This window comes from Bradyrhizobium sp. C-145 (assembly GCF_023375135.1).
GTDB lineage: Bacteria > Pseudomonadota > Alphaproteobacteria > Rhizobiales > Xanthobacteraceae > Bradyrhizobium > Bradyrhizobium zhanjiangense.
The window spans coordinates 7,537,896-7,558,733 of sequence record NZ_CP088150.1 but is presented as its reverse complement, the minus strand read 5'-3'; the positions used below and the strand labels follow the sequence as shown (position 1 = coordinate 7,558,733).

Below are 20,838 nucleotides of genomic sequence, written 5' to 3'. Positions count from 1 at the left end.
CGGCATGATGTGGGGGGCGCTCATCGCCGCGGTGATCGCGATCACCTGTGCCCTGTCGCCCGCCCGCGCCGCTGACGCCGCGTTCACGCAGTTCATCGCCTCGCTCTGGCCGGAGGCGCAGGCCGAAGGCGTGTCGCGCGCGACGTTCGACGAACAGACGCGCGGGCTCGAGCTGGACTACAAGCTGCCCGATCTGATCCTGCCGGGGCGGCCCGCGACCGGCGCACCGTCGCAGGCCGAGTTCGTGCAGGTTCCCGCCGACTACGTCAAGGAAGGCTCGATCGCGCGGCTTGCAGGCGAGGGGCAGCGACTGCTGCAAAAAAATCGCATCGCGCTGACCGAGATCGAGAGGCGCTCAGGCGTACCTGCGACCGTCATGCTCGCAATCTGGGGCCGCGAGACAGACTATGGCCGCTACACGCTGCCTTACGATCTCGTTCGCGTGTTGGCGACGCAGGCCTATGTCGGACGCCGCAAGGATCAGTACCGCAACGAGTTCATCCTCGCTCTCAAGATCCTCGGCGAGGGTGTGGTCACGCGCAAGGACATGCGCTCGTCCTGGGCCGGCGCGACTGGTCTCACGCAATTCCTGCCTTCCGAATATTACAAGCACGGCGTCGACTTCGACGGCGACGGTCGCATCGACATCTGGCATTCGGTGCCGGATGCGCTGGCGTCCGCTGCGCAGCAGCTCGTCAACAAGGGCTGGCAAAGCGGCGTGCGCTGGGCCTACGAGGTGCAGGCGCCGGCGAAGGTCGATTGCACCGCCGGTGTGCCCGAGGTGACGAAGCCGATCGGCCAGTGGCTGCGCGAGGGTTTTGTGCCGGTGCGTGGGCAGAAGCTCAGCGCCGCCGAACAGGCGCAGCTCGCTTCGCTGCTGCAGCCGGAGGGCATCTACGGGCCGTCGTTCCTGACCACGAAGAACTACTTCGTCATCAAGGAGTACAATTTCTCCGATCTTTACGTGCTGTTCGTCGGCCATCTCAGCGACCGCATGATGAGTCCGCTGCCGTTCGTAACGCCCTGGTCGGCTTCGAAGCAGTTGCGCACGAAAGACGTCGAGACCATGCAGCGTGGGCTCACGCGTGTCGGACTTTACAAGGACAAGATCGACGGCAAGGCGGGCATGCAGACCCGCGCCGCGCTCGGTGCCTATCAGAAGTCGGCGGGCCTCAAGGTCGATTGCTGGCCGAGTGAAGAGGTGCTGCGATCGATCCAGGCTGCGCGATAACTGTTCTCGACTTCGGCCAAAAGAAAAAGCCCGGCCGAGATGCTCGGCCGGGCTTCGATCGCGGCGCGAATGCGCGCGTAACGATCAGATCAGTAGCAGACGCGAACCGGCCGGCTGACCCAGCCGTAGCCGTCCCAATACCGCTCACGACGCCAGTAGCAGGGCGCCGGCGGCGGGGGCTCGGCCACGTAAACGGGGCCGCCATAGGCGGGGCGGCTCGACGCGATGGCGCCGCCGACGATCGCGCCGCCGATCAGGCCGGCTGCGATGCCGGCGCCGACGCCGTCACCGGCTTTGGCGGGCGGAGTGGCGGTCACCAGCGAACCGGCGACCGTCGCAACCGTGAGGGCGGCAACTAAAGTCTTCTTCATGCTCTGGGCTCTCCTGGGAGATGGGCTCCCCTTGTTAGAGGTGCCCGGGTTTCAAAAGTTCACGCACACTCTGATGGAATTGGCCGTTGGGCTAGCAAGCGCGCAAATGGTCAATCCACGGTAAACGCACACGGAGCTGTGACGAGAAAAAGCGGTCTTTTTCAGGCCCAGAGATGAACGGCGCATCCGTAGTGAACCGGTTTCAGGGGCGACTCAGCCGCAGACTCTGACGCGGCGGACGCGCCAGGCGTAGCCGTCCCAGAAGCGCTGCTTCTGCCAGACGCAGCCGCCGCCGTAATAGTCGTCGACAACATAGCCCGGGCCAGGGGCGTAATAGCGGGGCGGATAGTAGCCGGGTTCGTAATAGCCAGGGCCCGGTCCGTAATAATACGGAGAAGCCAGCGCGCCACCGACAATGGCGCCGCCGATGATCCCGGCCGCCACGCCTGCAGCGACGCCGCGCTGCGCATGGGCCGGTGTTCCGGCCGTCAGGGCCAGGGTGACGATGGCAGCAATTGCCAGGAGCGACTTCTTCATTGTTGACCTTTCACGCAATCACGCGGGAACTCTTTGGCAGCAGAGTTCCATACTTCGCTTGAATGATCAATGAACGGCACCCTTGCCGGGTACGACAGATTGGTACGGACCGCAGCTCCACCCAGGAGACGATGATGGGCAACGCGATGGTCAATGCATTGATTGCTGCCGGGATCGTTTTCGCGATTGGCTACGGCTGGATCACACACCTCCAGAACCGCGGTCGGCGCTCCCGCGCCGCGGCCGGCAACGACGGAGGGAGTAGCGGCGGCGACAGCTATTCGGGGACGAGCGATGGCTTCTCGCTGGGAAGCTGGTTTTCCAGTGACAGTTCGGGGAGTTCGACTGATGGCGGCAGCTGTTCCAGCAGCGATAGCGGCAGCAGCGGCGGGGATTGCGGGGGAGGCGGTGGTGGCGGGGGAGGCGGTGGTGGCGACTAGGTCCGCCGCAATCATGATCCAGCGCAACGCTCTATTTTAGAGTCGTTCTAGGTTGTTTGCGGGCCAGTTTGGAATAGCTTCAAATACCGGTTTTTCCTTTTGCATCCGGCCGGCCCCTTAAATATCGATGATGGTGCATCACCGAAGGGCCTGCCGCTTCCATGATCGTTTGTTCCTGTAACGTGCTGAGCGATGACGACATCCGCGCCGCCGTCGCCGAGTCCGACGACGCCGTGCGCCATGCCAAGCAGGTTTATGGATGTCTCGGTTGTAGCGCCGAATGCGGCCGCTGTGCCCGGACCATCAAGACCATCATCGACGAAGCGCTTGGCCCCTGCGCCCAATCCTGCTGTGCCGGCTGTCCGCACAGCCACGCCGTGGCCGCCAACGACGAGACGGCCGAACCGGCCCAGTTCGCGCTCGCGGCCTGCTGAAAACTTCCTCAACGCTGGCTGAGCTTCCCCCGGCTGTATCCCCCCAGCCGGTTGCCGTCGTCCGCAAATTCATTTAGAAGCATTCTAAATTCGGTTTGGGGCCGATTTTGATTGCAAGAGCTGGAGTGAACCATGCAGGCCGACCCAAAAGTCATCGACTATCTCAACAAGGCGCTGCGTCATGAGCTGACTGCGATCAACCAGTACTGGCTGCACTACCGTTTCCTCGATAACTGGGGCCTCCTGGACATGGCCAAGGTCTGGCGCAAGGAGTCCATTGAGGAGATGGAGCACGCCGACAAGCTCACCGCGCGCATCCTGTTCCTCGATGGCTTCCCGAACATGCAGGTGCTCGATCCCCTGCGCATCGGCCAGAACGTCAAAGAGATCATCGAATGCGACCTCGCCGCCGAGATGAGCGCGCGGGCGCTCTACCAGGAAGCGGCGACCTACTGCCATGGCGCCAAGGACTACGTCACGCGTGACCTGTTCGAGAAGCTGATGAGCGACGAGGAGCACCACATCGACTTCCTCGAAACCCAGCTTGACCTGATCGGCCGTATCGGCCTCGAGCTCTACACCCAGAAGCACGTCGGCGGTCTCGAAGGCGAGGGACACTGAGCCCTGGCACTGGCCGCATACTCCCTTGTCGTCCCGGCGAACGCCGGGACCCATAACCACAGGAAGTGGTCGTAGCGCGCAACTGGTAACTCCGAGTCTTCGCCAAACCACTCCCTATGGCTATGGATCCCGGATCTGCGTTGCGCTTGTCCGGGACGACACTGTGGTTGTCGCACCGCCTACAACTGCGTCTTGTAGAGTTCTTCCACGCTCTCCTGACTCTGCGGTTCACCCAAGCCCGTCTGGTCGTGAATGACCTCGATGATGCTTGGCATCACCGAGCGCTGCACCTTCTCGGACGACCATAGCTTCGAGCGCATCAGCGCCTTGCCGCAATGGAAATAGACCTCGCTGACGGCGACACTCAGCACCGCGCGCGGCGGCTTGCCGAATTCCACCATCGCGGCGAGCAGATCCGGATCGGCCGACAGCGTGCCGCGTCCGCCGACGCGCAGTGTCTCGTCGATCCCTGGCACGAAGAACAGCAGATGCACGAAGCCCGAGCCTTCGACGACGTTGCGAAAACTGTCGATCCGGTTGTTGCCGGAGCGGTCAGGCATCAATAGCTGGTTGGGACCGGCCACGTGGACGAAGCCGATGCCGCCGCCGCGCGGCGATGCGTCGACGCTGCCGTCCACTCCCGATGTCGCGAGCACGCAGAACGGCGACATCTCGATGAATTTCTTCGCATGGGCATCGATCGCCGGGCGCGCTTTCGCAATGACGCGCGGCGACGGTTTGGCAATAGATGGTGGCGAGGTCTTCGGCGCTAAGATCGGTCAACGGCGTGCCTCCGCTTTCGGCTTGGCCCCAAGCTAACCGATCGGGCGCCTGCAGCCAACGAAATCCAGCGCGCTACACCGCATCGGCTGGCACGAAGCAGCTGATGATGATGGCGCCGCGGTGGTGGACGTACCACACCACGGCCTGACCGACCGGATTGCCGCGGTCGCGGATGATGGCGCGCTCGGGCACCTCCATCCATTGTCCTTCGATCGGGACCCAATAGGCGCCGCCGCGCACGTCGTATTCGGTACGATGGCCGTCGGAGATGTCGCAGCAGGGCACGCCATTCGGCGCGATCACGCTCTTGAACCAGGCGCGGATGTCGGGCGGGACGTGGTCATATTGTCCATTGTCGAACGCAAACGCGGCGCTCGTCAGCGCGGCCAGCCAAACGCACAGTGCGAGCCTGTGCATGCGATCCTCCTCATCGCGTGTGTACCGATGGCGCGCGATTGTCCCCGCGCATCGATTCGTTTCGTTGGCGCGATTAAGCCCGAGCCGTCAGCGCAATGCATGCTCAAATAATATGCGGCGTCGAGCGCTGCATATGATGCGTTGCGAGATGGCGCGCGTGGTGCTCCTACATGGTCCGCTGCGGCGCGGTCTTCAGCAATTGCCGAATCTGCTCGCTGTAGAATTTCGCATTGCCGGTGGTGCCGTGGCCGCGCGTCTCGGCGCTTGCGGGGATCAGGAAGAGGCGGCCGTTCTTGACCCGCTTCATTGCAGCGTCCGTGATGCCGGTCTCGGGCGGATTGCGCTCGTCATCGGCGGAATTGATCAGCAACAGCGACGCTTCGATCTGCTCCAGCTTCTCGCTGGCATTGTAGTCGTGCGAGGATTCCCACTGATAGACGAAGTCGTTGGCATCGGCCGTGATCGGCGTCGCGAGCCGATCGTCGACGATCTTGTCGGCCTTCGCTGCCGTCGGCGCCTGCGATTGATAGGCCAGCGTGCCGCCGATGCTGGCGATGCCATAGGCCGTGATGGCGTATTTCATCATGCGCGGCTGGCTGGTGTAATTGCCGCCATTGTAGTCGGGATCGTTGCGGATGGTGTCGAGCATGATCCGCCGCAGCATCCAGTTGCGCGAGGCCATCTCGGTTGGCTGCGAGGCCATCGGGATCAGCGCGTCCATTGCTTTCGGATATTTCTCGCCCCACAGCCAAGTGTGCATGCCGCCCATCGAATTGCCGATGACGAGCCGCAGATGCTTGACGCCGAGGCCTTCCGTCACCAGGCGATATTGCGCCTCGACCATGTCGTCGTAGTCGTATTTCGGGAAGCTCGTCTTCATGCCGTCGGACGGTTTTGACGATTTGCCGTGGCCAATGCTGTCCGGAATGATGATGTAATATTTGGAGGCGTCGAGTGGTTGCCCGGCGCCGAACAGCTCGCCGGCAAAAGCAGGCGACAGCATGCTCGCGCCCGAGCCGCCTGTTCCGTGCAGCACCAGCACAGCCTGGCCGCTCGGCTCGCCGACGGTGGTGTAGTGCAGCCGCAGTTCGGGCATGGTCTCACCGGTGTGGAACTTGAAATCCTTGGCGATCCAGTCGCCCTGCTTTGGCGCCGGATAGTCGGCTGCCCATATCGACGTCGAGATGGATAGCAGAACGGCCGACAAGGCCGCGCAAGAAGTTCTCATGTTCCTCTCCCCGTGCGGCTCGTATTCGGCGGCCGCGTTGCCGCGGAACTTAACAGAAGTGCGGGGAAGGATGTAGGATTTCGTCGCCGCCGATCGTCCTTGGACATATCCGGAGAGACTGCATGTGCCGTAACATCAAGACGCTGTTCAACTTCGAACCACCGGCGACGGAGGACGAGATCCACGCCAGCGCGCTCCAGTTCGTGCGAAAGCTGTCCGGCTTCAACAAGCCGTCACAGGCCAATGAGGAGGTGTTCGAGCGCGCAGTGGCGGAGGTGTCGGAGGCCGCACGCCGGCTGTTGAGCTCGCTGCACACCCATGCGCCGGCGCGCGACCGCGAGGTCGAGGCGGAAAAGGCCAAGGAGCGCTCGCGGCTGCGGTTCGGTTAGCGATCCCAGAGAGCCCACTCCGTGATCTGGCTCACGGAAGAGGGCCCACTTACTGCGCGATGATGTCCGCCGGGGTTTTGATAACCCGGAGCATGATCATGAGCCGCCCCCTTCTTCCCTTGAAAGCAGGTGCCGTCACCCTCACGGTACTGTGGACCGCTTGGATGATGTGGTGGAGCGGCTCCTTCTCGAGCGTGAACACGATCATCCTCGCCCTGTGCGGCGCCGCGGTCGGCTATCTCTGGTATCGGGCCATGCGTTGGCAGTTCGAGCGCATGGGCATGCTCCCGCGACGCGAAAACGAGGAATAGGCTCGTCTGCTAGCCCTTGTTGCCGCGCTTCTTCTTTTTCTTCTTCTTCCTGAGATCGTCGCCTTCGCCTTCGTCGCTCCCATCATCGGCGATCGGTTCGTCAGTCTCCTGCACGGCGGCCTCCAGCGCCTCGCGCTCGGCGGCTTCACGCTCGCGCTGGCGGCGCCGTTCATCCCAGGCGTCGAACAGCTGCTCGAGCCATGGCAGCACCTGTTCGATCGACGGCAATTGACCGGGCGGCCCGGCTTCGCCGCGCGGGCCTTGCGGCCCTGCGGGCCCCTGCGGTCCGACAGGCCCCTGCGCGCCAGCCGGTCCGCGCGGACCGGCTTCGCCTTGCTTACCTTGCGGACCGGGCTTGCCTGGCGGCCCGGCCTTTCCGATCGGTCCCGGCTTGCCTTGTGGACCCGGCTTGCCGCGCGCGCCGTCGGGGCCGCGCCGGCCCGGATGACCCTGCGGTCCCGGCCTTCCCGGTTCGCCCTGCCGCCCGCGCGGTCCCTGAGGTCCCTGCCGTCGTCCCTGATCGTCCGCCACGCCACTGCTCCCCTTTCACGGAAGCAAGCTACTTAGCGGCGTTTGACGACAGCAGCAATTCCGCCCGCCCATCGCACGGGATCGCTCAACATCGATCGGCACCGCGCGCTAATCCTGATAGGCGGGCACTTCGATTCCGGAGGCGGCATAGAGCCGGATCTTGTTGCGCAGCGTGCGCACCGACAGGCCGAGCACGCGCGAGGCGCGCGTGCGGTTACCGTCGCATCGCGCCAGCGTCTGAAGCACGAGCTCGCGCTCGACCTCGTCGACGGTGGCGCCGATCAGCAACGGAACGATCTGGTTCGGTGCAAGGAATTGCGCGCCCGGCTCGGACGCAGCGACGTGAACAGTGGTCATCAATACACTCCCCGATCAACGCCCGCTTCCACCGTTGGAAGCGGATCGAGAACAAACGACCCCCAAGCCGTGAATCTACGGTGGTCCGGTTTGGTTAATGAAAAGTTAACCGCGGGCGATCGCACCAATTGACCTCAGGAATGCCGCGAAGCCGCCGCGATTGGCGCGCCTCTGGGATACTGGATCGTCCGCCTGCGCGGACGATGACACTGAGCCAGTGGTAAGAGCTTCCGCGCTCGCTCACACCGTCCGATATCCGCCGTCCACCATCACGATCGTTCCGGTGACATAGGCCGACAGATCCGAAGCCAGGAAGATCGCGGGGCCGACGATGTCCTCGGGCTTGCCGGTGCGCGCCAGCGGAGTGTGATCGACGAAGGCCTGCACCAGCGCCGGATTGGTCGCGCGCACATTGGCGTTGATGTTGGTCTCGATGAAGCCGGGCCCGATCGCATTGACGCGTACGCCTTCCTTGCCGAGCTCGACCGCGAGCGCCTTGGTGAAGCCGAGCACGCCGTGCTTCGAGGTCGTATAGGCCGCCGAGCTCGGCGTGCGCAGATGCACGAAGGACTGGATCGAGCCGATATTGACGATGCGCCCCTTGCTTGCGCGCAGGGGCGCGAGGAACGCCTGCGTCATGTTGAAGACGCCGTTGAGGTTGAGCGAGATGATGTCGTTCCAGTCCTTCGCCACCGTCTCGGTCTCGGCGGTGAAGGCGTTGCGGCGGGTGATGCCGGCATTGTTGACGAGGATCGAGACCTGCCCGACCTTGTCCGCGACTTGCTTTGCCAGTGCGAAGCAATCGTCACGCCTGGTCACGTCCAGCGCAAAGCTCTCGGCCTTGCCGCCAGCCTTGCGGATCTCCTGGGCGGCCTCCGCCACCGTGTCGGCATTGACGTCGAGCAGCACCACTTGCGCGCCTTCCCGCGCATAGCCGGCTGCGATCGCCCGGCCGATGCCGGAACCGGCGCCGGTGACGACGGCGATGTGGTTTGCGAGCAATGCCATGACAGTTTCCTCCCGTTTTCGTTTCGAAGTTTCACGAAAAGCTAACTCGAAATTAAGGGGTCGGAAACGGCGGCCTTGGCATACTGATCTTCATTGCTAAACGTTGCGCGCATGATGGAACGGCTTGAATCCTGGAAACTCGCACTCGAACGCCTGCGGTCGGCGCAATCTGCCGATTGGGCCGAGGCCGGCCGGCTCGTGGCCGAGATCGCGCGGATGAGCACTGATGTCACGCTGCGCCAGGCGGCGGAGCAGGCGCTACCGGTGCTGCGCCAGGCCGTCGACAATGACGATCACAGCGTCGCGCTGGCAGCCCAGCGCCGCATCAGCGTGGTGCTCGAGGTCATTCATGATCTGACCGCGCCGCGCTTCGGTCGCCGCAGTGCCATGCCGAAGAAGCTGTCGAGCGAGGATCGCGCCCGCAAGGTGCTCGGCCTGCCGCTCGCTGTGCAGCTCACGTGCGAGGATATCAATCAGGCCTATCGCCGCGCCGCCAAGGGCATGCATCCCGACCATGGCGGCAGCGCGCAAGCCTTCATCGACCTCGCCGCCGCGCGCGACATCCTGATCCATCCCGGCGCGCACAAGGACGCGTGAGAGCGCCTGGCGATATCTCGTAGGGGTGGGCAAAGGCGCAAAGCGCCGTGCCCACCATTTTCTTCACGGATGGAATCGGTGGGCACGCTTCCGCTTTGCCCGCCCTACGATCTCTGTTCACGCAGCTCGAAAAAAAGCGCGGGCAAGGACGCGAGGTCCTTGCCCGGCTCTTCGTCCGCCGATCTAATTGTTACCAGGTGCAGTGGCCGTTCATGAGCGCCTGATCCTTCAACATCAGCGCATCGCCGAAGGTCGGCACGGTCGCGCTGACGCGGGAATAGTCGGACGGCCACGGCGTAGTCGGGATGCTCTCGTCCCAGATCTGGCAGAAGCCGGTGTCCTGCCAACGGATCAGGTGATAGCTGGCTTCGGCAGGGCTCGCAGCGACGAACGCGGTGACGGCAAGACCGACGGCAGCGCAGAGCACGGAAATACGATGCATGATCAGCTCCTCAAAATGAAAGGTGGGATGCGCCTCCCGACAATGATGGGAGGGCCGGTGCGGGACGCTTTTGGGCCTGCGCCCCGGACAAGATGTGAGTAGTTCCGCCGGCCGGTCAGGTTCAAAGCGGGCGCGCGGGAAAATGCGCAAAACGCCAAGACCGCCGCAAAAGGAAAAGAGCGGATCGCTCGCGCGACCCGCCCTTCAAATTCGATCCGTTGCGTCAGCTCAGAGCGTGCAGCGTCGCTCCGACCGCATCTTGATCTGGAGGTCCGACGCCTCCTGGAAAGTCGGGAGCGGCTTGCTGACGATCTTGTAGGTCGACACCCCCCACTGGAACGGCTTGTACTGCAGGTCCTCGTTCCAGACCTGGCAGATGCCGGTGTTGTCCCAGCGGATCACGTAATAGCCGACCTTCGCCGAGGCGGGCACGGCGAACACGGACGAAGCGATGCCGGCAACGGCACAGAGCGCGAGTGCGCGACGCATGAAATATCTCCTTGTGGGGAAGTGGGATCCGAAAATTCGTGCGGGAAAAGCAGGGTCTTTGCAAGCCGGGGAGCGGCCGTTCACGGACATGTCAGTTGCTGCCGCGCATTTGGTTTGGCCGCGTGCCCGACAAGTCACACGTGCTTAAGCGTTGCTCACTTCGAAAGCGACGCCACCGCCTCGATCTCGATCAGCATCTTCGGATCGGGCAGCGCCTGCACCACGCAAGTCGTGCGCGCGGGATAGGGCGGCGGGCCGAAGGCGCCGGCATAGAGCGCGTTCATGGCGGCCACGTCCGAGGCGCGGGTCAGGAGCACGTTGACCTTGACGAGGTCGTGCATGCTCGCGCCCGCATCGACCAGCACCCGCTTGATGTTGACGACGACGTTGGCGAACTGCGCCTCGAACCCATCGGGCAGCGCGCCATTGGCGTCGAAGCCGGGAATGCCGGAGACGAACAGGAGATCGCCAACGCGGGTGGCAAAAGACAGCGGCGGCGCCTTGACATGCGGCGGGGGCGCGAAATGCTGGATCGGCATGGCATCACCTCGGGGATGGTCGATACACGCATGAGCGTAGCGGCAGGCCGAAGCCGCTCAAAACAAAAAATGCGAAAACAACCCCATGCACAGTAGAAAAGGCCAAGCTTATCAGCGTTTTCGAAAAGTCCGAAATAAAAAGTTGACTCGTCGGGCAAAACACTGGCAGAATTGCATCATGGCGCAGTGCCGGCTTGCTGCTCCAAACTCCGTCGTCATGCCCCGCGCAGGCGGGGCATCCAGTACGCCGCGGCCTCTCGGTTCAGCCACAACCGTCTCGGAGTACTGGATCGCCCGCCTGCGCGGGCGATGACAGTTGAATGCGTTGCCGCATTTCACGCCTCACGCCTCGTGCCTCACTCCTCACGCGCCGCAATCATGTTGCCGCCGCGATCGATCGGATAGATTTGTCGCGTCTGATTCGATTCCTGCCTTGAAAAATAGCCCCCGGAGATCCCCATGAAGCTCGCATCCACCTTCCGCGCCGCGCTGGTTGCCATCGCCGCCCTGGCTGGTCTCTCGACGGCGGCACGGGCCGACAGCGGTTTCGTGACGCTGACGATCTACAAGGCGGGCTGGATCATCGGCGGCTCGGGCGGGAGCGGCGTGCTCAATTTCCGCGGTCGCACCTATGGGCTCTCCACCGGCGGGCTCGACTACGGCCTCGTGTTCGGCGGCTCGAAAACCGTGCTGCGCGGCCGCGTCTCCAACATCAATCGCCCCTCGGATGTCGCCGGCGTCTACGGCGCCGCCGGTGCCGGCCTTGCCGTCGGCGCCGGCGCCCGCGCCATCGTGCTGACCAACCAGAAGGGCGCCGTGCTGGAATTGACCGGCCGGCAGGTCGGGTTGATGGCGAATGCGGATCTCAGCGGGCTTGCGATCACGATGCGGTAGGGCACGCCGCTTCAACGCCGTCATTGCGAGCGAAGCGAAGCAATCCAGTCCGTCCCCGCGGCGAGATTCTGGATTGCTTCGCTGCGCTCGCAATGACGGAATAGTCTACGTCCTGCTCACCGCCGCATGAATCCGCTCGCAATGCGCGACGAGGTTTGCGTGCGCATCGACGAAGGCTTTCAGCGGCGTCGGGATCGGAAAATAGTGGATGTTGGCGATGAAGCCGTAGATGCCGGCATCGATGCTGGTGGGCGCCGCGCCATGCATGTAGCCGGCAGCCGGCACGATCTCGGCCAGCACCTTGAGATCGGCAAGCCCCCGCGCGTAAGCCTGCTCGGGCGTGTAGCGGCCGATGCCCTGGTAATGATAGCGCTGCGCGTTGTAGGCCTTGGCCTTCTCGAAGCCGGCCGCGTCGATCTGCGGGTGCTGCGCGATGAAGGCATCGCGGAACGCCGGATAGAAGCGCTCGTCCTTCCAGCGCGAATACGACATCACCCAGTAGAGATCGTCCAGCATGCGCGTCACGAGATGATTGGTGCGCCGCTGTTCCGGTGAGAGCAAGGCATCGATGGTGAGGAGATATTTCGCGATCGCATGCGCGATGATGGTCTCGCTGTCGCCGATGGTCTCGCCGTCGTCGACGATGTAAGGCAGCTGCCCGCGCGGCGCGGCGGAGGCATCGAAGACGTGCTCGTGCACGAACGGCACGCCCGCGAGCTTAAGGAAGGCATAGACCTTGAGGCCGTAGCCGTTGTTGTCGGCGACGCCGAACAGCTCTGGGTAGGAGTAGAGGGTCAGCATGGGCGGCGGCTCGTCTGTGTTGGCGGAGGCCAGCATGCAGGGGCGCCGTGGTGGACGCAATGGGTGGGCGGGATATCGGTTGCGAACAGTCGCAGTACCGGACCACCAGTCTTCGCCAAACTTTGCGCTGGGGTAATGGGTCCTGGCTTTCGCCAGGACGACGGCTGAACGCGGAGCGGCGCCCCCTACGAACGCGACGCCGCGTTGAACACTGCCAGCTGCGCATCGAACGCCCGCTTGAAAGCCGGCCGCGCCTCACCGCGGGCGACATAGGCGGCGATTTCAGGATATTCACCCAGCAGGCCCGACGTGTTCAACCTCCGCAGCACCGTCACCATCAGGAGATCGCCGGCGCTGAAGGCGCCATCGAGCCAGTCGGCCTCGCCGAGGTGGCGGGACAGTTCGCCGAGCCTGATACGGACGCGATCTTGAAGCATGGGCAGGCGCTCCGCGTACCAGCTCTTGTCGCGCTCGAACAGCATCGCCATCGCGAGCTCGACGATCGGCGGCTCCAGCGTGCTGAGCGCGGCAAACATCCACGCGATCGCACGGCTCCTCGCATTCGCCTCGACTGGCAGCAGTCCGGGATGACGCTCGGCGATATGGAGCACGATCGCGCCGGACTCGAACAAGGCGAGATCGCCGTCCTCAAAGGTCGGGATCTGCCCGAACGGATGCAGTGCGCGGTGCGCCGGCTGCTTCATCTGCTCGAACGAGAGGAGGCGGACGTCGTAGGGCTGGCCGACTTCCTCCAGCGCCCAGCGAACCCGCATGTCGCGGGCCTGCCCGCGGCCGCGGTCGGGGGAGTTTTCGAAGGCGGTGATGGTGGGCATCGGGGCGCTCCGGGCGTGATGTATCCAGAGGACGAACGGGTGGGGCGGATTCCGACAGGGCACTTCATAGAACCTGTAGCCCGCATGAGCGAAGCGACATGCGGGTCAACCGCCGACCCCGGATATCGCTTCGCTCATCCGGGCTACGAGTTGCCAGCCAATCCACCGGTGTCGTCCTGGCGAAGGCCAGGACCCATACCGCGGAATCTATCGATTGCGCACGGTCGCAGTACCGGACCACGAGTCGTTACCAAACTTTTCCCTGGGGTAATGGGTCCTGGCTTTCGCCAGGACGACGAGTGGGCCTGCGGGGTGAGCTGCCCGCCTCGCAAACGGTCTCGTAGGGTGGGCAAAGGCGCGTTCCTCGCGCGCCGTGCCCACCGTTCTACCGTAGGGCTATCGCATATGGCGTGAATAATGCTTCGGCATCGGCAGTGGGCTCCCTCTCCCGCTTGCGGGGAGGGCTGGGGTGGGGGGTGCCTCCGCGTCGGGATTGTCGAGAATTGCGGAGGCGATGCCGGTGCGGTGAGAGCCCTCACCCGCCGCGCTCGGGACGATGCTTCGCATCGCCCGGGACGCGTCGGCCTCTCCCGCAAGCGGGAGAGGCGGAGCAAACTCGCGGGTGGTCCCCGCGAAATCCATATGCGATAGCCCACCGTTCTACCGGATTGCGTGGAGAGATGGTGGGCACGGCGCAAGAGCGCCTTTGCCCACCCTACGACTTGATCCACGCCGCCAGCTCGCGCCACGGCTCCAGCGTCCAATGCCCCGACGCCGCACCCGACGGCGACGGCAGCACGAACACCTCGGCCGGACATTCATCCCGCTTCTGCCGCCCCAGCGCAATCCCACGCGACGGTCTGCCGTAAAACAAGCTCGCCGCCTTCTTGCTCGTGAACGCAATCGTCCTCGGCCGATATTTTTCGATCTTCGCCCTGAAGCCGGGCAGGTCGATCGTCTCCGTCGCGATCTGGTGATCCATGCCGGCGCCCGACTTGGAGAGATCGGTGAAGCCGATCCCGAGCTCGATCAGCGATGCAAACTCACCCGGCTGATAGCGCCGCGGCGTGATGCCGGCCTCATGGATCGCGCGCCAGAAGCGGTTGCCGGGATGGGCATAGTAGTGCCCGAGCTCCGCCGAGCGCGTGGAGGCGGCGGTGCCGACGAAGACGAGGCGGAGGTGGAGGCGGAGCTGGTCGGGGAGGCGGTCCGAGGCGTAAGCGAACAATTCCAACGTCCCAAGAAAGTTAGTTAAGCCGCGGGGCACGCTAGGAGTAGTCCGCCATGCCTCCAAGGAAGTTGCCAACCCATGGATCGGAATTCTTTGGATAAAACCGGACAACCAAACCTTCACGAAACTCGTGCTCACCGCGCTCGGTCAAAGAGATCGCCGGCGGGCCGTACGAGGGCAGTCCTGGCAATATTTCAAACCGCATGGCCGGTTCACACTGCTTTTCCAGCTTTGGGGACGACGGTTGTCGTCCCCAAAGCCAGCATCAGGCGCCTCACAGCACCCGATTGCTCTCCTTCACCTTCTCCGCATCGAGATACACATTGCTGCCCATCTCCTTGAACTTCGCGCTCATCTTGGCCATTCCGTCCTCGACGGTGCCGGCGATCGACATCCCCACCGAGTTCGGATCGTTCAGCGTCGCCGCATAGTCGCGCACGTCCTGCGTGATCTTCATCGAGCAGAACTTTGGGCCGCACATCGAGCAGAAATGGGCGACCTTGTGGGCTTCCTTCGGCAGGGTCTCGTCGTGGAAGTTCTTGGCGGTATCCGGATCGAGGCCGAGGTTGAACTGGTCGGTCCAGCGGAAGTCGAAGCGGGCGCGCGAGAGCGCGTCGTCGCGCAGTTGCGCGGCAGGGTGGCCCTTGGCGAGATCGGAGGCGTGCGCCGCGATCTTGTAGGTGATGACGCCGGTCTTGACGTCGTTGCGGTCGGGCAGACCGAGATGCTCCTTCGGCGTGACGTAGCAGAGCATGGCGCAGCCGAACCAGCCGATCATGGCGGCACCGATGCCTGACGTGATGTGGTCATAGCCCGGCGCGATGTCGGTGGTCAGCGGTCCGAGCGTGTAGAACGGCGCTTCGCCGCACTCCTTGAGCTGCTTGTCCATGTTGATCTTGATCTTGTGCATCGGCACGTGGCCGGGGCCTTCGATCATGACCTGGCAGCCCTTGTCCCACGCGATTTTTGTCAATTCGCCGAGGGTCTCCAGCTCGGCGAACTGCGCGCGGTCGTTGGCATCCGCGATCGAGCCCGGACGCAGGCCGTCGCCGAGCGAGAACGAGACGTCATACTTGCGCATGAGGTCGCAGATCTCGTCGAAATGCGTATAGAGGAAGCTTTCCTTGTGATGCGCCAGGCACCACTTCGCCATGATCGAGCCGCCGCGCGAGACGATGCCGGTGACGCGGTTGGCGGTGAGGTGGATATATTGCAGGCGCACGCCGGCGTGGATGGTGAAATAGTCGACGCCCTGCTCGCACTGCTCGATCAGGGTGTCCTTGTAGAGCTCCCAGGTCAGCTTCACGGGATCGCCGTTGCACTTCTCCAGCGCCTGGTAGATCGGCACGGTGCCGATCGGCACCGGGGAGTTGCGCAAGATCCATTCGCGGGTGGTGTGGATGTTGCGCCCTGTGGAGAGGTCCATCACGGTGTCGGCGCCCCAGCGGATCGCCCACACCATCTTCTCGACCTCTTCCTCGACCGACGAGGTCACCGCCGAGTTGCCGATATTGGCGTTGATCTTGGTGAGGAAGTTGCGGCCGATGATCATCGGCTCGAGTTCGCTGTGGTTGATGTTGGAGGGGATGATGGCGCGGCCGCGCGCGATCTCGTCGCGCACGAATTCCGGCGTGATGAAGGCGGGCACGGAGGCGCCAAAGCTTTCGCCGTCGGCGAGGGCCGCTTCGGCGCGTTCGAGCTGTGCCTTTCGGCCGAGATTCTCGCGCGCGGCGACGTAGATCATCTCCTTGGTGATGATGCCGGCGCGGGCGAATTCGAGCTGCGTCACCTTGTGGCCGTCGAGGCCGCGTAAGGGCTTGTGATAGGCCGAGAAGGCGCGCGCGGCCTTGTCGGTGGAGACGCTGCCATTGTCCTCCGGCTTGATCTGCCGGCCCTCATATTCCTCGACGCCGCCGCGCTCCAGCACCCATTGCTTGCGGTTGCGCGCAAGGCCGGCGTTGACGTCGATGGTCACGCTCGGGTCGGTATAGGGGCCCGAAGTGTCATAGACCGGCAGGTTCGGCTCGCCGGCACCTTCGGAGAGGATGATCTCGCGCAAGGGCACGCGCAGGTCGGGCGCGGCGTCAGGGGATGCGAAGATTTTTCGCGAGGAGGGAAGCGGGCCGGTGGTGACGGCGGGGATGGTCTTTTCGGGGTTGGAGCGGATGTTCATGGGGGCCTCCGTTTAATTCTGTTGTGCGTGCGTCTGGGCGACGCTGGCGACGAAGTTCTCCGTCATTGCGAGCGCAGCGAAGCAATCCAGAAATGTTTCCGCGGAAGCAGTCTGGATTGCTTCGTCGCAAGGGCTCCTCGCAATGACGGGCGGAGAGAGCGGGACATGCATCACGCAGCCTCCACCGTTAGGCCGAGCCACTGCCGCGCGCGGGCATCGGGATCGGCGTTTTGGGTGACGTCGGACACGACGGCGATGGAATCCGCGCCCGCCGCAAAGATCTCCGCGGCGTGCTCGAACTTGATGCCGCCGATCGCGACCAGCGGGATATTACCGATGCGCTGCTTCCACTCCGTGATTTTTGGAATGCCCTGCGGCTCGAAGCGCATCGATTTCAGCGTGGTGAAGAAGATCGGACCGAGCGCGACATAGTCGGGTTTGGCTTCGAGCGCCGTCGCAAGCTCGTCGTCGTCATGGGTGGAGATGCCGAGCGACAGCCCGGCCTCGCGGATCGCCTTGAGGTCGGCGTCGGCGAGATCCTCCTGGCCGAGATGCAGATATTTTGCGCCGGCGACGACCGCCGCGCGCCAATAGTCGTTCACGACCAGCTTGGCCTGGGTGTCCTTGGTGATCGCCAGCGCATCCGTGACGATCTGCAGCGCGTCGGCGTCGTTCAGCTCTTTGGCGCGCAGCTGAATGGTGCCGACGCCGAGTTTCGTCAGGCGCTCGACCCATTTAAGGCTGTCGACGACGGGATAGAAACGATCAGGATACGCGTGGCGATCAGGATACGGCATGCCAGAACGGGGTCCCAACGACAGGGGTGGAAGGGGAGGCGAAGTCGCGGGCGTTCATCAGCCCGGCCTCGTAGGCGGTGCGGCCGGCCTCGACACCGAGGCGGAAGGCGTTGGCCATGGCGACGGGATCGGCGGCTTTGGCGATGGCGGTGTTGAGCAGCACGGCGTCGTAGCCGAGCTCGAGCGCGTGCGCGGCGTGGCTCGGCGCCCCTAAGCCGGCGTCGACCACCAGCGTGATGTCGGGCAGTCGCTCGCGCAGCAGCTTGAGCGCATCGCGATTGATGATCCCCTTGGCGCTGCCGATTGGCGCCGCCCACGGCATCACCACCTTACAGCCGGCATCGACCAGGCGGTTGGCCACCGAGAGATCCTCGGTGCAATAGGGGAAGACCTCAAAGCCGTCTTTGATCAGGATGCTGGCGGCCTCGACCAGGCCGACGACGTCGGGCTGCAGCGTGTCGTTGTCGGCGATGACTTCCAGCTTGATCCAGCTCGTGCCGAACAATTCGCGCGCGAGTTTTGCGGTCGTCACCGCCTCGCGCACGCTGCGGCAGCCGGCGGTGTTCGGCAGCACGGTGACGTCGAGCTCGCGGATCAGCTTCCAGAACGCGTCCCCGGTCTTGCCGCCGGCGGATTCGCGGCGCAGCGACACCGTGACGATGTTGGAGCCGGAGGCGCGGATCGCGGCCTGCATGATCGCCGGCGAGGGATAGAGCGCGCTGCCGATCAGGAGGCGGGAAGCGAAGGTCTTGCCGTAGAAGGTCACCATGAAGGTGTCTCCTCAAATGCAGTGCGCTCCCTCGCCCCGCTTGCGGGGAGAGGGTCGGGGTGAGGGGGAGCCTCCGCGGGGACGGTGAGAGCTGGACTCGCGGAGAGTCCCCCTCACCCGGAATTTGCTTTGCAAATTCCGGCCTCTCCCCGCAAGCGGGGAGAGGCGAAGGAAGGCGGCGACCGCATTCACCATCTCCTCACCCTCCCTGCCGCGGCGTGATGATCTCGATCTCGTCGCCGGCTTTCAGCGCTGTCTCAGCCCAGCGGCTTTTCGGCACGACGTCGTAATTGAGCGCGATGGCGAAATGGGTGCCCTCGTAGTCGAGCTCGGTGAGCAGCGCGTCGACGCTGGCTGAGCTCACCTCGCGCTGCTCGCCGTTGACGATCACCCGCACTGCATCACCTCGTTGTCGATCTGGCCGCGCTGGACGTAGGCAAGCGTCAGCTCGGCGAGCGCCGGCGCGAGCAGGAAGCCGTGACGGTAGAGCCCGTTGACGCTGATCTTGCCGTCGCGAATGCCGATGCGCGGCAAATTATCGGGAAAGGCGGGACGCAGGCCGGAGCCGAATTCGACGATGCGGGCTTCGCCGAAGGCCGGATGCACGGCATAGGCGGCCCCTAACAGCTCCAGCGCCGAGCGCACGCTGACGCCGGTGTCCTCGGCCTCGATCGAGGTCGCGCCCAACATGAACAGATTGTCCTCGCGCGGGATCACGTAGAGCGGCCAGCGCGGATGGATCAGCCGCACCGGACGCGCAAGCTGCACCTCGTCTGTCTCGATCAGGATCATCTCGCCCTTGACGCCGCGCAAGTCAGTCTGCTCGTCGCGCGCGGAAAGGCCACGGCAGTCGATCACGATGCCGTCGAGGTCTTTGGCTGAAACGTCGCTGGAGAATTTGATGGTGCCGCCGGCGGCGCGGATGCGCTCATGCAGCTTGGGCAGCACGCGGCGCGGCTCGACATGACCCTCGCTCGGGAAGAACAGGGCCTCGCGGAAGCGGCCCTCCAGCGACGGCTCCAGCGCGGCGAGGCCGGCGGCATCGAGCCGCTCGTGGCCCTCGGTCATCCGGGCGAAGCGCTCGAAATCGTTGCGCTCGCGGGGATGGGCGACGACGAGCGAGCCGTTGAACGGCGTTTCCGGCAATTCGCGGCGCCAGATGTCGAGGGAGCGCAGGCCGAGGCGGCTGATGATGGGTTCGGCGACCTCCGCCTCGCAATAGGGCGCGAGCATGCCGCCGGCCCAATGGCTGGTGGCGTCGGTCATGGCGGCGTCACCACGCTCGTGTAACGTCACGGCATGGCCGGCCTGCGCGAACAGCAAGGCCTGCCAAGCCCCTGCGATGCCTGCGCCGATGATGGATACCAGTGAGTCCGGTCGCTTGGTGGTCTGGTACATCCCTGTCCCTTCGCCGGCATGACCCGGATCAGGTTCAAAGGGTCACCGCGGTCCTGGGCGGTATTGCCCATTTAGCGGTATCTCAGCTCCTCCTCGGAGCACCCCTCGGAACGGCTCTAATGTATGCCAGTGGGAGCTGGTGTCAACGCGTCAGGCGGGAACCGGGCCGTTCGTGGCGCTTCGAAGACGCGCGTGAACGCGCTCTTGGCACGCTGCAGCGCGTCCGGGACACGCGGAGTTACTTCAAAGCCTGCGCCCGGGCGTTGCGGACGCGCTGGGCGAGCTTCCTGTGCGGGGCGGTGCCGAACATCGGCTGCGGGTTGCCGTTCGGCTCGAGCCAGGTCGCGCCCATATTGGTCTCGCCCATCGTCGCGACCTGCACGGCCTCCTGGCGCTGCCGCTTTGCAACGTAGTAATAGCCGCCCGCGAAATAACGCACGGCTCGGGCGTGATCGCCATTGGCGGCGCGATAGGCGCCGGCGAGATATTTGACCGCATAAGTGAGATTGGTGTTGGGATCGCGCAGGCCGGCGGCATCGCCGGTGTAGCCGACCCCGCGGGCGGTCGCGAGCTTGATCTGCATCAGTCCGATGGTGCCGCCGCGGCCGACGAGGCCGGGTTGATAGCGGCTCTCGCGCATGATCACGCGGTGGACCAGCGCCTCCGGCACGCCGTTGGCGCGGGCATGGGCCGCGACCATCTCGGCATATTCGGCTTCGCCGGCGAATGCGGCCTGCGGCAATGTCAATCCGGCCGCGAGCAGCGCGGCAACGCGTAAAATCTTCATCGAAATATTCCTTGGCAGAGCGGACCTGCACCCGTGCGGGTTAGGCCGTGGGAACACGGCGATGATGTGGCGAAACGCCGCCTCCGGCGATTTTCGTCGGGCCGTCGCTTTTACGACTCAAACCTAGGTTAGGTTTGGAGTTGGCGGGGCGCCTTACGCGACAGCTGGTCTGTCCATTCGTGTCTCCGCCCAAAAATCGCTCGTCAAAACAGCATGCGGGAGGACGTCCATGACCCCGGCAGACATCGACGACATTCCCACACAGAACCCCTGTGCACAGTGCGGCACGCCAATTCCGTTCCCGGACTGGATCGAGCCGGGCGAAGGCCGCGTTTCCTATCTCTGGACCTGCCACGCCTGCGGCTACCGCTTCGAGGCGGTGGCGATCTTCGAGCGTGAGGCTGTCGAGCACCCGCCGCTCGCGGCTTGA

Annotated in this window: 28 protein-coding genes, 1 pseudogene and 1 riboswitch; of the genes and pseudogenes, 9 read left to right on the top strand and 20 right to left on the bottom strand. The window is 64.3% G+C overall.

Going from position 1 to position 20,838, the window contains the following annotated elements; genetic code table 11:
- Positions 1-4: 4 nt before the first annotated feature.
- On the top strand, positions 5-1,231 hold the full coding sequence (locus tag LRP30_RS35550) for a lytic murein transglycosylase (protein ID WP_249757830.1): 1,227 nt from the start codon (positions 5-7) through the stop codon (positions 1,229-1,231).
- 89 nt (positions 1,232-1,320) lie between these two features.
- Here LRP30_RS35550 and LRP30_RS35545 read toward each other — a convergent pair whose 3' ends face one another.
- Together LRP30_RS35545 and LRP30_RS35540 are read right to left on the bottom strand one after the other, a co-directional pair.
- Positions 1,321-1,602 (bottom strand): hypothetical protein, encoded by a 282-nt coding sequence (locus LRP30_RS35545; RefSeq protein WP_091879425.1) that lies wholly within the window; start codon positions 1,600-1,602, stop codon positions 1,321-1,323.
- Between the two features lie 213 nt (positions 1,603-1,815).
- A complete protein-coding gene (locus tag LRP30_RS35540) occupies positions 1,816-2,139 on the bottom strand; it encodes a hypothetical protein (RefSeq protein WP_128945790.1) in 324 nt (107 codons plus the stop codon).
- Positions 2,140-2,270: 131 nt separating this feature from the next.
- On the opposite strand from LRP30_RS35540, the gene LRP30_RS35535 reads away from it, so the two are divergent.
- The 3 genes from LRP30_RS35535 to bfr all read left to right on the top strand — a co-directional run bounded on the left by LRP30_RS35535 (position 2,271) and on the right by bfr (position 3,634).
- A complete protein-coding gene (locus LRP30_RS35535; protein WP_249757829.1) occupies positions 2,271-2,579 on the top strand; it encodes a hypothetical protein in 309 nt (102 codons plus the stop codon).
- Positions 2,580-2,740: 161 nt separating this feature from the next.
- Positions 2,741-3,013 (top strand): (2Fe-2S)-binding protein, encoded by a 273-nt coding sequence (locus LRP30_RS35530; protein WP_128937826.1) that lies wholly within the window; start codon positions 2,741-2,743, stop codon positions 3,011-3,013.
- Positions 3,014-3,145: 132 nt separating this feature from the next.
- The gene (gene bfr / locus LRP30_RS35525; protein WP_091879416.1) at positions 3,146-3,634 is read left to right on the top strand and encodes a bacterioferritin; all 489 of its coding nucleotides are present in this window, start codon (positions 3,146-3,148) and stop codon (positions 3,632-3,634) included.
- A gap of 179 nt (positions 3,635-3,813) precedes the next feature.
- Here bfr and LRP30_RS35520 read toward each other — a convergent pair.
- From LRP30_RS35520 to LRP30_RS35510, 3 genes and pseudogenes are all read right to left on the bottom strand, one after another.
- A pseudogene (locus LRP30_RS35520) lies at positions 3,814-4,417 on the bottom strand (MSMEG_1061 family FMN-dependent PPOX-type flavoprotein).
- 72 nt (positions 4,418-4,489) lie between these two features.
- Complete coding sequence (locus LRP30_RS35515; protein WP_249757828.1) at positions 4,490-4,834, bottom strand: hypothetical protein; 345 nt, start codon at positions 4,832-4,834, stop codon at positions 4,490-4,492.
- A gap of 166 nt (positions 4,835-5,000) precedes the next feature.
- On the bottom strand, positions 5,001-6,062 hold the full coding sequence (locus LRP30_RS35510; protein WP_249757827.1) for an alpha/beta fold hydrolase: 1,062 nt from the start codon (positions 6,060-6,062) through the stop codon (positions 5,001-5,003).
- A gap of 122 nt (positions 6,063-6,184) precedes the next feature.
- Between LRP30_RS35510 and LRP30_RS35505 the strand changes: the two genes are divergently transcribed.
- Positions 6,185-6,451: a DUF2277 domain-containing protein gene (locus LRP30_RS35505; protein ID WP_091879404.1), complete on the top strand. Its 267-nt coding sequence runs from the start codon at positions 6,185-6,187 to the stop codon at positions 6,449-6,451.
- 98 nt (positions 6,452-6,549) lie between these two features.
- The gene (locus LRP30_RS35500; RefSeq protein WP_091880329.1) at positions 6,550-6,762 is read left to right on the top strand and encodes a hypothetical protein; all 213 of its coding nucleotides are present in this window, start codon (positions 6,550-6,552) and stop codon (positions 6,760-6,762) included.
- A gap of 9 nt (positions 6,763-6,771) precedes the next feature.
- Here LRP30_RS35500 and LRP30_RS35495 read toward each other — a convergent pair whose 3' ends face one another.
- The 3 genes from LRP30_RS35495 to fabG form a co-directional block, all read right to left on the bottom strand.
- Positions 6,772-7,293, bottom strand: coding sequence for a collagen-like protein (locus tag LRP30_RS35495; RefSeq protein ID WP_128937823.1), 522 nt, complete (start codon positions 7,291-7,293; stop codon positions 6,772-6,774).
- Positions 7,294-7,401: 108 nt separating this feature from the next.
- A complete protein-coding gene (locus tag LRP30_RS35490) occupies positions 7,402-7,650 on the bottom strand; it encodes a helix-turn-helix domain-containing protein (protein WP_091879398.1) in 249 nt (82 codons plus the stop codon).
- 240 nt (positions 7,651-7,890) lie between these two features.
- Positions 7,891-8,658 carry a 3-oxoacyl-ACP reductase FabG gene (fabG, locus tag LRP30_RS35485; RefSeq protein ID WP_128945793.1) on the bottom strand — a complete coding sequence of 256 codons (768 nt, stop codon included), beginning with the start codon at positions 8,656-8,658 and terminating at the stop codon, positions 7,891-7,893.
- A 111-nt stretch (positions 8,659-8,769) separates the two neighbouring features.
- Here fabG and LRP30_RS35480 point away from each other — a divergent pair, with 111 nt between their 5' ends.
- On the top strand, positions 8,770-9,255 hold the full coding sequence (locus LRP30_RS35480) for a J domain-containing protein (protein WP_249757826.1): 486 nt from the start codon (positions 8,770-8,772) through the stop codon (positions 9,253-9,255).
- A 190-nt stretch (positions 9,256-9,445) separates the two neighbouring features.
- On the opposite strand, the gene LRP30_RS35475 is transcribed toward LRP30_RS35480, so the two are convergent.
- From LRP30_RS35475 to LRP30_RS35465, 3 genes are all read right to left on the bottom strand, one after another.
- Complete coding sequence (locus LRP30_RS35475) at positions 9,446-9,697, bottom strand: hypothetical protein (protein WP_249757825.1); 252 nt, start codon at positions 9,695-9,697, stop codon at positions 9,446-9,448.
- 228 nt (positions 9,698-9,925) lie between these two features.
- On the bottom strand, positions 9,926-10,186 hold the full coding sequence (locus LRP30_RS35470) for a hypothetical protein (protein ID WP_128937821.1): 261 nt from the start codon (positions 10,184-10,186) through the stop codon (positions 9,926-9,928).
- A gap of 155 nt (positions 10,187-10,341) precedes the next feature.
- On the bottom strand, positions 10,342-10,725 hold the full coding sequence (locus tag LRP30_RS35465; RefSeq protein WP_091879384.1) for a RidA family protein: 384 nt from the start codon (positions 10,723-10,725) through the stop codon (positions 10,342-10,344).
- A gap of 459 nt (positions 10,726-11,184) precedes the next feature.
- On the opposite strand from LRP30_RS35465, the gene LRP30_RS35460 reads away from it, so the two are divergent.
- The gene (locus LRP30_RS35460) at positions 11,185-11,619 is read left to right on the top strand and encodes a hypothetical protein (RefSeq protein ID WP_091879378.1); all 435 of its coding nucleotides are present in this window, start codon (positions 11,185-11,187) and stop codon (positions 11,617-11,619) included.
- Between the two features lie 105 nt (positions 11,620-11,724).
- Here the strand turns inward: LRP30_RS35460 and LRP30_RS35455 are convergent, their stop codons facing one another.
- The 9 genes from LRP30_RS35455 to LRP30_RS35415 all read right to left on the bottom strand — a co-directional run bounded on the left by LRP30_RS35455 (position 11,725) and on the right by LRP30_RS35415 (position 20,408).
- The gene (locus LRP30_RS35455; RefSeq protein ID WP_164934338.1) at positions 11,725-12,420 is read right to left on the bottom strand and encodes a glutathione S-transferase family protein; all 696 of its coding nucleotides are present in this window, start codon (positions 12,418-12,420) and stop codon (positions 11,725-11,727) included.
- Between the two features lie 185 nt (positions 12,421-12,605).
- On the bottom strand, positions 12,606-13,253 hold the full coding sequence (locus tag LRP30_RS35450) for a glutathione S-transferase family protein (protein WP_249757824.1): 648 nt from the start codon (positions 13,251-13,253) through the stop codon (positions 12,606-12,608).
- A 715-nt stretch (positions 13,254-13,968) separates the two neighbouring features.
- Positions 13,969-14,481 carry a mismatch-specific DNA-glycosylase gene (locus LRP30_RS35445; RefSeq protein ID WP_128937818.1) on the bottom strand — a complete coding sequence of 171 codons (513 nt, stop codon included), beginning with the start codon at positions 14,479-14,481 and terminating at the stop codon, positions 13,969-13,971.
- A 277-nt stretch (positions 14,482-14,758) separates the two neighbouring features.
- Complete coding sequence (gene thiC / locus LRP30_RS35440; RefSeq protein WP_128937817.1) at positions 14,759-16,657, bottom strand: phosphomethylpyrimidine synthase ThiC; 1,899 nt, start codon at positions 16,655-16,657, stop codon at positions 14,759-14,761.
- Positions 16,658-16,827: 170 nt separating this feature from the next.
- Positions 16,828-17,454 carry a thiamine phosphate synthase gene (locus LRP30_RS35435; protein ID WP_249757823.1) on the bottom strand — a complete coding sequence of 209 codons (627 nt, stop codon included), beginning with the start codon at positions 17,452-17,454 and terminating at the stop codon, positions 16,828-16,830.
- Positions 17,441-18,223 carry a thiazole synthase gene (locus LRP30_RS35430; protein ID WP_128937815.1) on the bottom strand — a complete coding sequence of 261 codons (783 nt, stop codon included), beginning with the start codon at positions 18,221-18,223 and terminating at the stop codon, positions 17,441-17,443. The genes LRP30_RS35435 and LRP30_RS35430 overlap by 14 nt, the downstream gene beginning before the upstream one ends.
- A gap of 199 nt (positions 18,224-18,422) precedes the next feature.
- Positions 18,423-18,620 carry a sulfur carrier protein ThiS gene (thiS, locus tag LRP30_RS35425; RefSeq protein WP_128937813.1) on the bottom strand — a complete coding sequence of 66 codons (198 nt, stop codon included), beginning with the start codon at positions 18,618-18,620 and terminating at the stop codon, positions 18,423-18,425.
- On the bottom strand, positions 18,611-19,621 hold the full coding sequence (locus LRP30_RS35420) for an FAD-dependent oxidoreductase (protein ID WP_249757822.1): 1,011 nt from the start codon (positions 19,619-19,621) through the stop codon (positions 18,611-18,613). Before LRP30_RS35420 ends, thiS begins: the two co-directional genes overlap by 10 nt.
- A riboswitch (TPP riboswitch) is annotated at positions 19,609-19,737 on the bottom strand. (Overlaps the previous gene by 13 nt.)
- A gap of 122 nt (positions 19,738-19,859) precedes the next feature.
- A complete protein-coding gene (locus tag LRP30_RS35415) occupies positions 19,860-20,408 on the bottom strand; it encodes a lytic transglycosylase domain-containing protein (RefSeq protein WP_128936077.1) in 549 nt (182 codons plus the stop codon).
- 229 nt (positions 20,409-20,637) lie between these two features.
- On the opposite strand from LRP30_RS35415, the gene LRP30_RS35410 reads away from it, so the two are divergent.
- Complete coding sequence (locus LRP30_RS35410; protein WP_128936076.1) at positions 20,638-20,838, top strand: hypothetical protein; 201 nt, start codon at positions 20,638-20,640, stop codon at positions 20,836-20,838.